The organism is Bacillus sp. MSP13, assembly GCF_000815295.1.
In the GTDB taxonomy this organism is placed as follows: domain Bacteria; phylum Bacillota; class Bacilli; order Bacillales; family Bacillaceae; genus Bacillus; species Bacillus vallismortis.
On record NZ_JXAQ01000010.1, the window covers coordinates 32,952 to 47,089 of the forward strand.

At 45.2% G+C, this 14,138-nt stretch carries 13 protein-coding genes and 3 riboswitches; of the genes, 7 read left to right on the forward strand and 6 right to left on the reverse strand.

Annotated elements, in window-relative coordinates; all coding sequences use genetic code 11:
* Window positions 1-80: 80 nt before the first annotated feature.
* Window positions 81-1,184 carry a hypothetical protein gene (locus tag SC79_RS10785; RefSeq protein WP_039075034.1) on the forward strand — a complete coding sequence of 368 codons (1,104 nt, stop codon included), beginning with the start codon at window positions 81-83 and terminating at the stop codon, window positions 1,182-1,184.
* A gap of 38 nt (window positions 1,185-1,222) precedes the next feature.
* Here the strand turns inward: SC79_RS10785 and SC79_RS10790 are convergent, their stop codons facing one another.
* Together SC79_RS10790 and citH are read right to left on the reverse strand one after the other, a co-directional pair.
* Window positions 1,223-1,804 carry a DUF421 domain-containing protein gene (locus tag SC79_RS10790; RefSeq protein WP_039075282.1) on the reverse strand — a complete coding sequence of 194 codons (582 nt, stop codon included), beginning with the start codon at window positions 1,802-1,804 and terminating at the stop codon, window positions 1,223-1,225.
* Window positions 1,805-1,900: 96 nt separating this feature from the next.
* The gene (gene citH / locus SC79_RS10795; RefSeq protein ID WP_039075035.1) at window positions 1,901-3,181 is read right to left on the reverse strand and encodes a citrate transporter CitH; all 1,281 of its coding nucleotides are present in this window, start codon (window positions 3,179-3,181) and stop codon (window positions 1,901-1,903) included.
* 198 nt (window positions 3,182-3,379) lie between these two features.
* On the opposite strand from citH, the gene SC79_RS10800 reads away from it, so the two are divergent.
* Together SC79_RS10800 and SC79_RS10805 are read left to right on the forward strand one after the other, a co-directional pair.
* The gene (locus SC79_RS10800; protein WP_039075036.1) at window positions 3,380-5,440 is read left to right on the forward strand and encodes a catalase; all 2,061 of its coding nucleotides are present in this window, start codon (window positions 3,380-3,382) and stop codon (window positions 5,438-5,440) included.
* A gap of 49 nt (window positions 5,441-5,489) precedes the next feature.
* Complete coding sequence (locus SC79_RS10805) at window positions 5,490-5,780, forward strand: hypothetical protein (RefSeq protein WP_039075037.1); 291 nt, start codon at window positions 5,490-5,492, stop codon at window positions 5,778-5,780.
* Between the two features lie 172 nt (window positions 5,781-5,952).
* Here SC79_RS10805 and SC79_RS10810 read toward each other — a convergent pair whose 3' ends face one another.
* A complete protein-coding gene (locus tag SC79_RS10810) occupies window positions 5,953-7,146 on the reverse strand; it encodes a NupC/NupG family nucleoside CNT transporter (protein WP_039075038.1) in 1,194 nt (397 codons plus the stop codon).
* A gap of 127 nt (window positions 7,147-7,273) precedes the next feature.
* Window positions 7,274-7,375: riboswitch (purine riboswitch) on the reverse strand.
* Window positions 7,376-7,525: 150 nt separating this feature from the next.
* Between SC79_RS10810 and SC79_RS10815 the strand changes: the two genes are divergently transcribed.
* Genes SC79_RS10815 through SC79_RS10825 form a run of 4 tightly spaced genes read left to right on the forward strand, consistent with a single transcriptional unit; the run spans window position 7,526 to window position 9,869 of the window.
* Window positions 7,526-8,278, forward strand: a complete 753-nt coding sequence (locus SC79_RS10815) for a (S)-benzoin forming benzil reductase (protein ID WP_039075039.1) — start codon at window positions 7,526-7,528, stop codon at window positions 8,276-8,278.
* A 27-nt stretch (window positions 8,279-8,305) separates the two neighbouring features.
* Window positions 8,306-8,452, forward strand: a complete 147-nt coding sequence (locus SC79_RS21145) for a hypothetical protein (RefSeq protein ID WP_180298661.1) — start codon at window positions 8,306-8,308, stop codon at window positions 8,450-8,452.
* 47 nt (window positions 8,453-8,499) lie between these two features.
* Complete coding sequence (locus SC79_RS10820) at window positions 8,500-9,216, forward strand: CoA transferase subunit A (RefSeq protein ID WP_039075040.1); 717 nt, start codon at window positions 8,500-8,502, stop codon at window positions 9,214-9,216.
* The gene (locus tag SC79_RS10825) at window positions 9,213-9,869 is read left to right on the forward strand and encodes a 3-oxoacid CoA-transferase subunit B (protein ID WP_039075041.1); all 657 of its coding nucleotides are present in this window, start codon (window positions 9,213-9,215) and stop codon (window positions 9,867-9,869) included. The genes SC79_RS10820 and SC79_RS10825 overlap by 4 nt, the downstream gene beginning before the upstream one ends.
* A 51-nt stretch (window positions 9,870-9,920) precedes the next feature.
* On the opposite strand, the gene SC79_RS10830 is transcribed toward SC79_RS10825, so the two are convergent.
* The 3 genes from SC79_RS10830 to SC79_RS10840 all read right to left on the reverse strand — a co-directional run bounded on the left by SC79_RS10830 (window position 9,921) and on the right by SC79_RS10840 (window position 14,082).
* A complete protein-coding gene (locus tag SC79_RS10830) occupies window positions 9,921-11,057 on the reverse strand; it encodes a 5-methyltetrahydropteroyltriglutamate--homocysteine S-methyltransferase (RefSeq protein WP_039075042.1) in 1,137 nt (378 codons plus the stop codon).
* A 77-nt stretch (window positions 11,058-11,134) separates the two neighbouring features.
* Window positions 11,135-11,241, reverse strand: a riboswitch (SAM riboswitch).
* 68 nt (window positions 11,242-11,309) lie between these two features.
* The gene (locus SC79_RS10835) at window positions 11,310-12,443 is read right to left on the reverse strand and encodes a 5-methyltetrahydropteroyltriglutamate--homocysteine S-methyltransferase (RefSeq protein ID WP_039075283.1); all 1,134 of its coding nucleotides are present in this window, start codon (window positions 12,441-12,443) and stop codon (window positions 11,310-11,312) included.
* An 84-nt stretch (window positions 12,444-12,527) separates the two neighbouring features.
* A riboswitch (SAM riboswitch) is annotated at window positions 12,528-12,634 on the reverse strand.
* A gap of 206 nt (window positions 12,635-12,840) precedes the next feature.
* Window positions 12,841-14,082: a glycosyltransferase gene (locus tag SC79_RS10840; protein ID WP_039075043.1), complete on the reverse strand. Its 1,242-nt coding sequence runs from the start codon at window positions 14,080-14,082 to the stop codon at window positions 12,841-12,843.
* Window positions 14,083-14,138 lie beyond the last annotated feature (56 nt).

Below are 14,138 nucleotides of genomic sequence, written 5' to 3' on the forward strand. Positions count from 1 at the left end.
ATGAATATTGAGTTATAAATGTAAATAAGTTAACATTCCCTGCCGATATGTACTGTATAAAATCTGGAAGGAGTTTGTATATGAAGAACAAAAAAAGATTGTCATTGCCCTTTTTGTGTACGGTCTTGATTGTGGCCTTTAGCTTTTGCCTGAATTCACATGCTGCTGCACAAAGTGTTCCAAAAGAGAAGGCGATCATGAAGCAGCAGGAAACATTGAAAAACCATAAGGAAATGAAGGATGTTTCTTTAAAGCAAGCAGATGCAGGAAGCCTTAAAATGGATCAACATGAAGAAACCATGAAAGTAAAGAAACCGGCTAATGAGAATGTGTTTAAGACAGCTTCCATGTACAACTCCGAAGACCAGGTATTTGATACTTCCTCTGTACTTAACGAAAGTAACCCGGACGATATGTACTTTTTCAGTACGTCGTCAGACCGAACGCTGATTACACGAATTTTGTCTGCCAACAGCCAGTATCATTTAACATTGTATGTGGTCAATTGGGATACGGGTGAAGCACAGCCGACTACAATCGAAATGGATGCGGGGAACCTAGTGCTTTTAAAAGAGCTTCCGGCCGGCGATTATATGATTCGGGTGTATTCTAAAGGAACGCTGGGCGATTCATATGACATTCAGTTAAATGCAAAAAACCCTGCAAATTACACGAGCGTGCAGTCGATCACCTCTAATCTGCAAACCTTTGTAGCTGAGTACGCAGACGGTTCTGTTTATGCAAACGGGTCATTGTTATACAATACCGGCACAAAAACATCTTCATTAAGCTGGGAAAGAGAATATTATTTTTCGCATGGCGGCGGGTATAATCAGCGTACCCACTCTATTTCGGATGTCAAAGTGAAAAGTGTTTCGGCTCCTGTTACCTATCAATCAAGTTATGCAAGTTCAAATTCGGCAATAATGGTTTACTTAGATACAGGCACTTTGTTCATGCACCATGTATCAGCGTATCAGTCAGGGGGAGGTTACGAAGACTCTTTTCTTGATACATTGGGCAAAAAAACCCCTAGAAGGCTAGATGCGGATGATCAAACTTACGGAGACCATATTTTAATCGTAGATACAAAAACCGGCAAAGCAATCGATTTTTTCAGTGTTTTAAATTACTACTATGCATCGGGTGTAGAAAGCTTGCCGGTCATTTCATATATCCAATAAGTTCAATCACTCAGGCTGTTTCTGCACAAGGAACAGCCTTATTTTAGTTTGCCAGATGGCGTGGAATGGCCGTTTTTAATTTCTTGAAAAATGTTTTCTTGTTGTTCTGATTCAGGCTGTTGAACTGTGGTCTCGGCCGGCATGTTCATCAGTTTCTTAAAATCGCCCATCGTGAGCGGTTTCTTGTCATCTTGTAATTCATATCCGATTTGGCCGTTTGCTTCAATCGTTGCATGCTTAATGTCCTTTATGCTGGAAACTCCATGAATCCTGATTCGCATTTCAAGCTGGTCAACGGTCAGCCGCAGTTTTTTCATGTTTTCTACATGGAGTTTGCCATCTTCAATCACTAATTTCGCTTTGCCGGTTAAGAACTTTTCCATCCAATTGGCCTTCACCTGGAACCATTCCATGAGGATGAGAGCAACAGTAAAAATACTGGCTGCCACAAGGGTTTTCCATAGACTTGTCTCTATTATTGGCTGGACAATAATTGTACCAATGGAAATCATCACCACAGTTTGTGCCAACGTCATTTGAGAGATTGACTTTCTCCCTGAAATTCTGAGTAATATGATGCCGGATACAATTAAAATGAGTGCTTGCCAAGCAAAATTCATGCGATCACCTTTTTGTTTTGATTTTTTCATAGTATGATCTTAAGGTCTCGGATTATACAGGAGAAAAGGGAATCAGCCAGCGGAATCGTTTTCTCATTAAAACGAAATAATCCCAATCAAAAGCGCCGCAATCGTCATCACAATCGTTGTCCCCACTGCCCATTTGATGGTGAATTTTTGATGGTCGCCAAAGCTGACCCCTGCCATACCGACTAATAGATAGGTGGAAGGCACAAGCGGGCTGAGCAGATGCACTGGCTGGCCCAGCAATGAGGCCCTGCCGATCTCGGCTGCGTCTATTCCGTAAGCGGAGGCGGCTTCTGCGATGATGGGAAGGACACCGAAATAAAAGGCGTCATTCGACATGAAAAAGGTGAATGGCATGCTGGCGATAGCTGTGATCAATGGCAGGTGCGGGCCCAAAGCATCGGGGATGAGTGATACGAGAGAATGGGCCATCGCATCCACCATTTTCGTGCCTGAAAGAATGCCTGTGAATATACCTGCCGCAAACACCATCGAGACAACGTTTAGCGCATTTCCCGCATGAGCAGAGATCTGTTTTTGCTGCTCTTTCATATTTGGATAGTTGATCATCAAGGCGATGGCGAAGGCCGTCATAAAAAGAACAGGGAGCGGAAGCAGGCTGGTGATCAGTGCAGCCATGAGAGCGACAGTCAGAAGAAGATTAAACCATTGTAGAGCGGGACGCTTGAGCGGTGCTGCATCTGAATCGGAGGACGGCGCGTGTTCAATCGACATGACGCCGAGACGCTTTCGCTCTTTTCTTCCAAGGATATAAGCAACGGCGATCACCCAAAGAATGCCGGCAATCATAGCGGGAATCAGCGGCGTGAAAACCTCCGATGTGTCCAATTTTAAAGAAGACAAAACCCTCGCCGTCGGCCCGCCCCACGGAATAATGTTCATCACCCCCGAACCAAGCATCGCAATGCCCGCTAATACCAAACGGTTCATGCCAAGCCGTTTGTACAGAGGAAGCATCGCCGCAATGGTCATCATGTAGGTGGTTGTTCCATCCCCGTCCAGCGAAATGGTCATCGTTAAAACCGCTGTGCCGATGGTGATTTTTAACGGGTCTCCTTTAACAATTGATAATATTTTTACAATGAGAGGATCAAACAAACCTGAGTCAATCATAATCCCGAAATAGAGAATGGCGAATAACAGCATGATGCCGGTCGGAGCGAGGTCTGTTACCCCTTGAATCATCATCTCGCCAAGGTCTTTTCCAAATCCGCTGATCAGGGCAAACACAACAGGGACAACAATCAACGCAATAAGTGCGGAAAGCCGGTTAGACATAACCAAGTACATAAAGACAATGATCATTACAAAACCGAGTATGGCAAGCACAATATGACCTCCCTCTCTATTGATTTTTAGTAAGCGCTTCCAAGCGGCGGAAGGCTCATTTCTTATATGTATGTCCCTATCATAATAGGCAGACCAAAAATCCTAATGAGCCGAATCAGTAGTTTATCTGAAGAATGCAGCGGGTAAATGTGCTGTAGAATGTTTCACTTTGGGAAATCAATAAAAGGGGGAACGGACATGAGTGATGATCAAAACAAACGTGTCAATGAACACGCAAAGGACGAGCAGCTTGAACAGTACAGGGTTGATAACAGCGGGAAGAAAATGACGACCAACCAAGGCTTGCGGGTGTCAGAGGATGAGCACTCGTTAAAAGCGGGGGTTCGCGGCCCGACGCTGATGGAGGATTTTCACTTCCGGGAAAAAATGACACACTTTGACCATGAGAGGATTCCGGAGCGTGTTGTGCATGCGCGCGGATTTGGCGTGCATGGTTTTTTTCAGGTTTACGAGCCGATGACAGAATTCACGCGGGCCAAATTTCTTCAGGACCCTTCAGTGAAGACACCGGTATTTGTCCGATTTTCTACAGTCGCGGGTTCTAAAGGCTCCGCAGACACGGTGCGGGATGCCAGAGGGTTTGCGACGAAATTTTATACGGAAGAAGGAAACTATGATCTTGTAGGAAATAACATCCCGGTGTTTTTCATTCAGGACGCGATCAAGTTTCCAGATTTGGTTCATGCGTTTAAGCCTGAACCTCACAATGAAATGCCTCAGGCCGCGACCGCTCATGATACGTTTTGGGATTTTGTCGCCAATAATCCTGAGTCAGCGCATATGGTGATGTGGACGATGTCTGACAGGGGCATCCCTCGCAGCTACAGAATGATGGAGGGCTTCGGCGTTCACACGTTTCGTTTTGTCAATGAACAAGGAAAGGCGCGTTTCGTGAAATTCCACTGGAAGCCAGTGCTCGGTGTGCATTCTCTCGTATGGGATGAAGCGCAGAAAATTGCCGGGAAAGATCCTGATTTCCACCGCCGCGACCTGTGGGAAACAATTGAAAACGGCGGCACGGTAGAATATGAGCTCGGCGTACAGATGATTGATGAAGAAGATGAATTCAAATTTGATTTTGATATTCTCGATCCAACCAAGCTATGGCCTGAAGAGCTCGTGCCGGTGAAAATCATTGGGAAAATGACGCTGAACCGCAATCAGGACAATGTGTTTGCGGAAACAGAACAAGTCGCATTCCATCCGGGAAATGTCGTGCCGGGCATTGATTTTACAAATGACCCGCTTTTGCAGGGACGGCTTTTCTCCTACACAGACACGCAGCTCATCCGTCTTGGCGGCCCGAACTTCCATGAGCTTCCGATTAACCGTCCGGTATGTCCGTTCCACAACAACCAATACGACGGCCATCACCGGATGACGATCAATAAGGGGCAGGTCGCTTATCATAAAAACTCTCTGCAAAACAACGACCCGTCCCCTGCGACAGCTGAAGAAGGCGGCTACGTCCATTATCAGGAAAAAGTTGAGGGCAAAAAAATCCGCCAGCGGAGTGACAGCTTCAACGATTATTACTCACAGGCGAAGCTGTTCTGGAACAGCATGTCCCCGGTTGAGAAGAAGCACATGATTTCCGCTTTTTGCTTCGAGGTCGGGAAGGTGACAAGCAAAGACGTGCAGCGGCAAGTCGTTGACGTCTTCAGCAATGTGGATGCAGGCTTGGCGGAGGAAATCGCCAAAGGAGTAGGTGTGGCGCCGCCATCGAAACGTAAAGCGTCTAACGAAATGATGACCTCACCTGCGTTAAGCCAAGCCCATACAGTGAAAACAGCATCATCAAGAAAAGTCGCTGTTCTCGCCGGAAACGGATTTCATGAAAAAGAGCTGCAAACGGTGCTGGACGCTTTAAAGCAAGAAGGAATCACAGCGGATGTTATCAGCGAAACGCTGGGATACATCACAGGCGGAAATGGGCAGCAGCTTGAGGTCGGCGGCACGTTCCTGACGGCTGACTCTGTTTTGTATGATGCCGTCTATGCCGCGGGAGGGCCAGCGTTAAAAGACAACAAACAAGCGATGGCGTTTATGAAAGAAGCTTACAATCACTATAAAGCGGTCGGTGCGGCAAATGAAGGAATTGATCTTCTCCAAGCAGCTGTCGGCACAACAGAGGGGTCGGGCATCGTAACTGCTCAAGATGAAGCTGACTATACTGCCTTCAGCAAGGCATTTATCGAGGCGGTCGCCGCTCATCGCCATTGGGATAGACGAATGTGACCCGCTCCTGTATCTTAAAGGAAGATACTTTTCATAAGGAGCATGACAGATGAACGAAAAACAGCTCGCTGAAGCTTACGAACGCGATGAAAATATGATGATTTTGGTATTTGCCCAATGGTGCGTGAACCATGATCTCGATCCGCTGGAGCTCTACACCAAAGCGTATCCGCAGCAAAAACTCAATGAAAGTTTGAAAAAAACCATGGATGAACTGGTCGTGCCGAAACACGAATCAGAGCACATCCCGGACCAGACCGTCCTTGCAGTGTTAGAGATGTTTGGAAATATAGATTTGGCACAAGCGGTTCATGAAGCGATTTTGGGGCGTAAACAGTAAAAAAAAGAGGCATCCTGTCTCTTTTTTTATTTGGTTTAAAACAGAATCCCATCGTCTTCGGCCACTATGGACTTAGGGCCATATACAGCCGGCATCGGGGATGTGCATGTGCCTTCCTCTATTTATCTATAATCAAAGAGCCATATCCGCAAAGGGATATGGCTCCATATTTTTACCACACAAACAGGCCGACAATCGCGGCACTTAGTAAAGATACCGCAATTCCGCTGACGAGCAGCTTCCACACGTTTTTCCCGATGACCGTTGACTTTTCGCCGTCAAGAATCGAGTTGTACGTGCCGTAAATCATGCCGACCGTACTGAAGTTGGCAAATGACGTCAGGAATGTCGTCGCCACCGCAACAGTATGAGGCGGAAGGGATGTGAGATTTTCTTTTAAATCAAGCATTGCAACAAACTCGTTCGTTGCCAATTTCATTCCCATCAGCTGAGCGACATACATCGCATCGTGTACCGGCAGCCCAAGCAGGAATGCGAACGGGCTGAAGAGATAAGCGAAAATCGTTTGAATGGTCAGGCCGTGAACGAAAACGCCAAGAATGCCATTGACCGCTGACGTTAACGCGACATATCCGATTACCATTGCCAAAATGACGATCACCATGTTCATGCCGACAAGCATACTGTTAGAAATCGTAGAGAAAAAGTCTTTCTTCTCTTCTTTAGGCGGCGTATAGATGATATCTTCATCTTCCGGCACGTGAACAGGGTTCAGCAGGTTTGCGATAATCAGCGCGTTTAAGCAGTTCAATGGAATCGCTGTAAACACATATGTCGCCGGCACCATTGACAGGTAAGATCCAATAATGGAGCCGCTGATGCTGCTCATGCTCATTAAGCCGAATGTGAGCAGGCGGTTGTTGTTTAATACCGTAAGCTGCTGGCGGATGACCGCAAGTGCTTCTGTATTTCCCAAAAACATCATTTGAATAGAGAAGAAGCTCTCTAATTTCGGCAAGCGGGAAGCCTTTGAAATCACCCAGCCAATTTTATCAATCAGCCAAGGCAAAATGCCAAAATATGTTAAAATATCAAAGAATGTGACGATAAAGATAATTGGAAGAAGTGCACTAAAGAAAAAGTCTACTGTTTCATTTGCCATCACTGACGGGAAGGCAAACGCGATACCATCACTGGCGCAAGCAATCAGAAAAGTGAAGAACTCGCCAATTTTACCGATGGTCCAGCTTCCGACTTTTGTTCCCAGCATAAACCAAGTAATCAGCAATTCCAGAACAATTAACGTAATGATCGGTCGCCACTTGATTTTCTTTTTCTGCGGAGAACATAGGAATACAACTGCCATAATCACAATGAGACCGACAAGGTTTAATAAAAAGTACATGATAGCAACTCCTATGAGGTTTATTTTGGAAATGAAAAAAGCTCTTATCCTTCACAAATTCTGGAAATGCAGAAAGTGTGAAAAATAAGAGCAAACAGAAAAGAACATGTCCTTTTCAACTCGTTCAAATTTATTCAAACTTTCTTGTAGTCTAGTTTTTTACGGTTACTAGGTAGAAACAATCAGACCATATTTCTGATCATATACAAGAATGTCTATTTCTAAGATGATAGCAGTATTTTATCCTTTCACTTTTTGAAAATCAACCTTTTTAACTATTTTCACAATAATAAAATTTATATTTTGGAATGAGAAAATAAAAGCAGGACATGTTGGATTGTTATGTTGAAATGATGATTAGGAAATCAGGAGGGGAAAAATGAAGCATATTATCATTACGGGCACGTCAAGAGGAATTGGCGGAGCCTTAGCCCAAAAGCTCATCGATTCTAACCATCGGCTGTACTGTATATCAAGACAGCCTAATCAAAATCTGATTGATCAGGATACCCATATGCAATATTTCTCGTTCGACATCAAAGAGACTCACAAAATTGAAGCACTTTTTCAAAATTTGTTTGCACATATCAAACGAGATCCACATCCGGAAGGTATTTATTTGATCAATAATGCCGGCATGCTGTCTCCTGTGGGGCCGATTGAACACAATAAAGCGGAGGACATTCTTCAGCATATGCAGGTGAATCTAATTGCTCCGATGGTCATGACCTCCCAATTTGTGAAGCACACAAAGCTCATCGATACGGATAAGCGAATCATGAATATCTCGTCAGCCTCAGCCAAATATGTATTGCCCTCACAAAGCTGCTACAGCACGTCAAAAGCTGGTTTGGATTCATTTACGAAAAGCATCAAATTGGAACAGGAGAATCAGCAGAATCCAGTGAAAATCGCAGCGGTTTATCCCGGAGTGATTGATACACAGCTGCAAACCGAAATCCGCTCGGTCCGCAAAGAAGATTTTCCTTATGTTGATGAATTCATTCAGTTAAAGGAAGCAGGAAGGTTACAGTCTCCTGAAGAAACCGCAGACGCATTGATTCATTTTCTGACTCATGATGAATTTGGAGAACAAGCAATCGTTGAACATCTATTTCCCATTTATGAATAATAATTTTATACAGGGGCGGGAAACGCCATGAAGCAAAATAGAGAAACGGTAGATGTCGATATCCTATTAGGCAGAGGAAAGCTCCGAAAAAAGAGCTTTCCTTTTTTATTCGGAATAGTTGGCCGCGGCTCCCCGTACATATGGAAAGGGGAAGAAAACAACGAAAAATTGTAAACGCTTTCGTTCCTAAAGTTGATGGAGAAAACGAAAGGAGCATCAATATGGGGAAAGTACTGTCTTCAAGCAAGGAAGCCGCGGAACTGATTCAAGATGGAGATACACTGATCGCAGGGGGATTCGGGCTGTGCGGCATTCCTGAACAGCTCATTTTGGCGATCAGAGATCAGGGAGTCAAGGATTTAACCGTGGTCAGCAATAATTGCGGAGTCGATGACTGGGGGCTCGGTTTGCTTTTGGCTAACAGGCAAATCAAGAAAATGATTTCATCTTATGTCGGTGAAAATAAAATTTTTGAGCGGCAGTTTTTAAGCGGAGAGCTTGAGGTCGAGCTCGTTCCCCAAGGCACGCTCGCCGAGAGGATGCGCGCAGGCGGCGCGGGCATACCGGGGTTTTACACGGCGACAGGGGTCGGCACCTCAATAGCTGAGGGAAAAGAACACAAGACGTTCGACGGCCGGACGTATGTGCTGGAGCAAGGCATTACCGGCGACGTGGCGATTGTCAAAGCGTGGAAAGCAGACACTATGGGAAATTTGGTTTTTCGGAAAACGGCGAGAAATTTCAATCCCGTTGCCGCCATGGCAGGCAAGATCACGATTGCCGAGGCGGAAATCATCGTGGAAGCGGGAGAGCTCGATTCAGATCACATCCATACGCCGGGCATTTACGTACAGCATGTGGTGCTTGGCGCGAGCCATGAAAAACGGATTGAAAAGCGGACAGTTCGACAAGCGGCGGGAAAGGGTGAGGCGAGATGAAAGAGGCGAGAAAACGAATGGTCAAACGGGCTGTACAAGAAATCAAGGATGGCATGAACGTCAACCTTGGGATTGGAATGCCGACGCTTGTCGCAAATGAAATACCAGCTGGCGTTCACGTCATGCTTCAGTCAGAAAACGGCTTGCTCGGGATCGGCCCGTATCCTGTGGAAGGAACGGAAGACGCGGATTTGATCAATGCAGGAAAGGAAACAATCACTGAAGTCACGGGCGCTTCCTATTTTGACAGCGCTGAATCATTCGCGATGATAAGAGGCGGGCATATCGATTTGGCTATCCTTGGCGGCATGGAGGTTTCTGAGCAGGGGGATTTGGCCAATTGGATGATCCCCGGCAAAATGGTCAAAGGGATGGGAGGCGCCATGGATCTCGTCAACGGCGCGAAACGGATCGTTGTCATCATGGAGCATGTCAATAAGCATGGCGAGCCAAAGGTGAAAAAGACATGCTCTCTTCCGCTGACGGGGCAGAAAGTTGTTCACAGGCTGATTACGGATTTGGCTGTGTTTGATTTTGATCACGGCTGCATGACACTGACTGAACTTCAGGAAGGTGTCACAATGGATGAGGTTTATGAAAAAACAGAAGCCAATTTTGCTGTCAGCCAGTCTGTGCTCAAATCAAACGCCTGATATGAAAAAACACACTTGCTCCGCCAGGGAATCAAGTGTGTTTTTCTTTGCTTATTTCCAAACATCGTTCGCGATTTCAACCACATGGCGCAGCTTCGCCCATTGCTGTTCTTCAGTCAGCTTATTGCCTTCTTCAGTGGAAGCGAATCCGCATTGAGGGCTGAGGCACAGCTGGTCTAAGTTCACATAGCGGGACGCTTCTTCGATACGGCGTTTCACATCGTCCGGATGTTCAAGCTCACCGAATTTAGAGGTTACTAAGCCAAGGACAAGCTGAAGATCGGAGCGCTTCACATAACGGAGTGGTTCAAATCCTCCTGAGCGTGAATCATCGTATTCCAAGAACAGGCCGTCAAGGTTCAAGCCGTCAAAGATGGTTTCAGCTGCTGCGTCATAACCGCCTTCCGCTGTCCAAGTGGACTGGAAGTTGCCGCGGCAAATGTGCATGGTCACCGTCAGGTCATCCGGGCGGTCCGCAATCGCGTCGTTAATGGATTTTGCAAACAGCTGGCGAAGTTCGTCAGGTGTTGTTCCGAATGCTTCGATTTGTTTCAAGCCTGTTTCTGATAAGAAAACAGCCCATGCCGTATCATCAAGCTGCAGGTAGCGGCAGCCTCTGTCATAAAACGCTTGAATGGCTTTTTTATATGCTTTCGATACATCGTGCTGGAAAAGCTGATAGTCGTTTTTGTATGCGTCCTTTTCAAGCTTTCCGCGGAAAAACAGCATATTTGGGCTTGGGATCGTCATTTTTGGTGTCGCGTCACCGGCAATGCTATGGAGGAAAGAGTAATCTTCAAGCATTGGGTGAGTTGAAAAGTCGATATCACCTGTGACTTTAATGCCGCGTGCTTTTGTCTGTACGTTATGGAATTGAATGCCTTGCTCAGGAATAAACGGCTCAACCCCATCCAGATTTTCCAAGAAATCGAAATGCCACCACGCCCTGCGGAATTCACCGTCAGTCACGACGTTCAGGCCGGTTTCCTTCTGTTTTTCCACAATGCGGATGATTTCATCGTTTTCAATTTGGCGGAGCTGCTCAGCCGTAATCTCGCCGGCCGCTTTTTGCAGACGCGCTTTTTTGACGGGCTCAGACCTCAGCAGGCTTCCAACTTGATCTGCGCGAAACGGCGGCTTTTTTCTTTGAAGTGTATTTTGTTCTGTGTGTGTTGTTTGTTGTGGCATGTTGTCCATTCCTTCTTTCCATTTGAATATAAAAAAGCTCTTCCTTGGGATAAGGAAGAGCTTGTGTGACAATCTCAACCTTATCTTCAAGAGCAATCTTTGCTCTAAAGGATTTAGCACCATTCTGTTAAACAGCGGTTGCCGGGTATCGCAGGGCCAGTCCCTCCACCTCTCTTGATAAGGAAAACCTTTTTATGAAATTTTCTGATGATATCTATTATTCACACATTTTCTGTTTCTGTCAATGAAAGATTATCTCCACACATCGTTGGCGATATCGATGACGTGGCGCAGCTTTGCCCATTGCTGCTCTTCTGTCAACAGATTGCCTTCTTCCGTAGAGGCGAAACCGCACTGCGGGCTGAGGCACAGCTGGTCCAAGCTGACAAAGCGCGCCGCTTCATTGATTCGGCGCTTCACATCCTCGGGATTTTCCAACTCCCCGTATTTTGATGTAATCAAGCCGAGCACAATTTGCAGATCCTTGCGTTTCACGAATCGGAGCGGATCAAAATTTCCTGAGCGGTCATCATCATATTCCAAGAACAGGCCGTCTAAGTGTAAGCCGTCCAAAATCGTTTCCGCTACAGCGTCATAGCCTCCTGATGCCGCCCAAGTCGACTTGAAGTTACCGCGGCAAATGTGCATTGTGATTGTTAAATCATCAGGCCGGTCAGCCACTGCATCGTTAATCGTTTTGGCGAACAAGGCAGGCAATGTCTCAGGGTCGCCGCCGAGGGCACGAACGACCTCTCTGCCTTTTTCCTCAAAGAAGAGAGACCATGACGTGTCATCTAGCTGAAGGTAGCGGCATCCAGCGTCATAGAAAGCGTTGATTGCTTTTTTGTACGCTTGGGCCAGATCATGAAAGTATTCCTCTTGGTCGTCATAAATTCCTTTATCGGCCTTTTCACCGAAAAACAGCATATTCGGGCTCGGAATCGTCAGCTTTGGTGTCGCATCACCGGCAATCTTATGTAAAAATTGATAATCGGCAAGCGCTGGATGGTTCGTAAAATCGAGTTTTCCCGTCACTTTGATGCTACGTGCTTTTGTTTTCACATTATGGAATTGAATCCCTTCAGCCGGGATGAACGGCTCCACACCGTCAAGCCCTTCGAGAAAATCATAATGCCACCAGGAACGGCGGAATTCACCGTCTGTTACCACATCGAGTCCGATTTCTTTTTGTTTTTCCACAATGCGGCTGATTTCCTTGTTTTCGATCTCACGAAGCTGTTCCGCCGTGATCTCGCCGGCCGCTTTTTTTAACCGGGCTTCTTTCACCGGAGCGGAGCGCAGTAAACTGCCGACATGATCGGCGCGGAAAGGGGCTTTGCGTTGTTTTTCTGTTTTTTGTCCTGCAACATTTGTTTGTTGAGCCATGTGATTCGCCTCTTTTCTGATATATGGTAAGCATGAAAAAAGCTCTTCCTTTGAGTAAGGAAGAGCTTGAATAATCAAATCTCCGCCTCATCTGCAAGAACGCAATGTTCTTAAGGATTTAGCACCATTCTGTTTGAAACAGCGGTTGCCGGGTATCATAGGGCCAGTCCCTCCACCTCTCTTGATAAGGTAAAACGTCATATTTACATTTCAATTATCTTAATATTATTACTTTTGGATTAATTGTCAACACTTTTTCAGAAAAAATTTTCGGCTTTGTCGCTCATCATACGATATTAGCAGTTAGCGATGGGCGTGTAATTCAGCATCCACCTCGTTTGCACAATCAGAAAAATACTTTTGAATTTGCCTGATCACGGACAAGAGGCAAGGGATTTCAAATTCCAAATTTATTGATCAGAAATGCTGCTGAGTTTTTAGCACCGTTTTTTCCGCGTAATAATTGTTCCATGGCAGCAGCACCTTCCTGATAACTTTTGTTGTTTAATAACGAATGAAGGGCTTGTTCTATATGTCTTTTATTTACTTTATTTTTGTGTAGCTTCACTGCATTTCCGAACGACACGCAATCATCAATGTTTGCTTCTTGTTCAGCCTGCAAACCAATGCCTATAAATGGTTTGCCAGATAAGCAGGCGGTTTGTACAGTCCCTTCACCGCCATGAATAATAGATAAATCCACGATTTTAGAAACTTCATGTGCAGGCAATAAATCACAAATGTAAATATGTGGATCGTTCTGATATTCTCTTACACGATCTCCTAACAGTTTTTTCATAGGACAAATCGCGGTTACATTTAAATGGCTAAGAATATGAAGGATAGCAGACACCAGCTTTTTTCCGCCTGAACTTCCCATTGCAAAATAGATAAGAGGTTTATCTCGATTCAAACGAGTGAGTTCGCGCGGTATTTCAGTGTCCAGTTTAGCAAAAATGGGGCCAACGTATCGATCGCTTTCCGGTAATCTGCTCACGCCTGTGATTTCAGGGATGTTTGTAATCAAGTTATAATCAGCGTCTAACATATCTATCGTGTATTTTGGGAATTGAACGTTGTACATCGCACTAACTTTGGAAAATGAACGGGGGATGTAGCGCATATGTAAAATCATATTTCGGTACATCGATAAAAGCCTTTTCTCTGGCATTAATCTTGATAAGCAACTTAAAAAACCAGGTAACTTTACATTGCCGTATGAAAGGTGGGTTCTTGTGTATGCGAAAGGCTTTATATAAACGAGTTTTACATCACAAGCTCTTGCTGAGATAAATAAGCTTAATGTCGTTCCAATCACGATGGCGGCAGGTTTATATAGAGAAATGAGTTCAATCTCACTTTCAACTCTCTGCTTCACCATTTTAAAGGTGAAAGGATTTTTGATCGTTTTCATTTGATCGGCTTTCATGATGAGTTCAACTTGAGCATCTGTTACATGCGGCGATAACAGGTGAAATGTAAAACCGGCTTCTTCAATGAGATACGAATATGTTGTAGAGTACCCCATAAAAATACACCGGAAGTGATTTCTGCAATGTTTAGCGGTTTCGATGGCTCGGGTTGTTTCAGCCAAATTGAAAGTTTCTGGCGCGAATATTAGCGTTTTAATGACAGACATCCTTTCTCTGTTCATGAAATGAAAAAAAGCTGCGTGATTCAGCAGCCTTTTCAGTT

What these genes read in the sequence shown, in the direction of transcription:
- SC79_RS10785 (WP_039075034.1), top strand. Translation starts at nt 81, where the DNA reads ATGAAGAACAAAAAAAGATTGTCATTGCCCTTTTTGTGTACGGTCTTG.
- SC79_RS10790 (WP_039075282.1), bottom strand. Translation starts at nt 1,804, where the DNA reads ATGAATTTTGCTTGGCAAGCACTCATTTTAATTGTATCCGGCATCATA.
- SC79_RS10800 (WP_039075036.1), top strand. Translation starts at nt 3,380, where the DNA reads ATGAGTGATGATCAAAACAAACGTGTCAATGAACACGCAAAGGACGAG.
- SC79_RS10805 (WP_039075037.1), top strand. Translation starts at nt 5,490, where the DNA reads ATGAACGAAAAACAGCTCGCTGAAGCTTACGAACGCGATGAAAATATG.
- SC79_RS10810 (WP_039075038.1), bottom strand. Translation starts at nt 7,146, where the DNA reads ATGTACTTTTTATTAAACCTTGTCGGTCTCATTGTGATTATGGCAGTT.
- SC79_RS10815 (WP_039075039.1), top strand. Translation starts at nt 7,526, where the DNA reads ATGAAGCATATTATCATTACGGGCACGTCAAGAGGAATTGGCGGAGCC.
- SC79_RS21145 (WP_180298661.1), top strand. Translation starts at nt 8,306, where the DNA reads ATGAAGCAAAATAGAGAAACGGTAGATGTCGATATCCTATTAGGCAGA.
- SC79_RS10820 (WP_039075040.1), top strand. Translation starts at nt 8,500, where the DNA reads ATGGGGAAAGTACTGTCTTCAAGCAAGGAAGCCGCGGAACTGATTCAA.
- SC79_RS10825 (WP_039075041.1), top strand. Translation starts at nt 9,213, where the DNA reads ATGAAAGAGGCGAGAAAACGAATGGTCAAACGGGCTGTACAAGAAATC.
- SC79_RS10830 (WP_039075042.1), bottom strand. Translation starts at nt 11,057, where the DNA reads ATGCCACAACAAACAACACACACAGAACAAAATACACTTCAAAGAAAA.
- SC79_RS10835 (WP_039075283.1), bottom strand. Translation starts at nt 12,443, where the DNA reads ATGGCTCAACAAACAAATGTTGCAGGACAAAAAACAGAAAAACAACGC.
- SC79_RS10840 (WP_039075043.1), bottom strand. Translation starts at nt 14,082, where the DNA reads ATGTCTGTCATTAAAACGCTAATATTCGCGCCAGAAACTTTCAATTTG.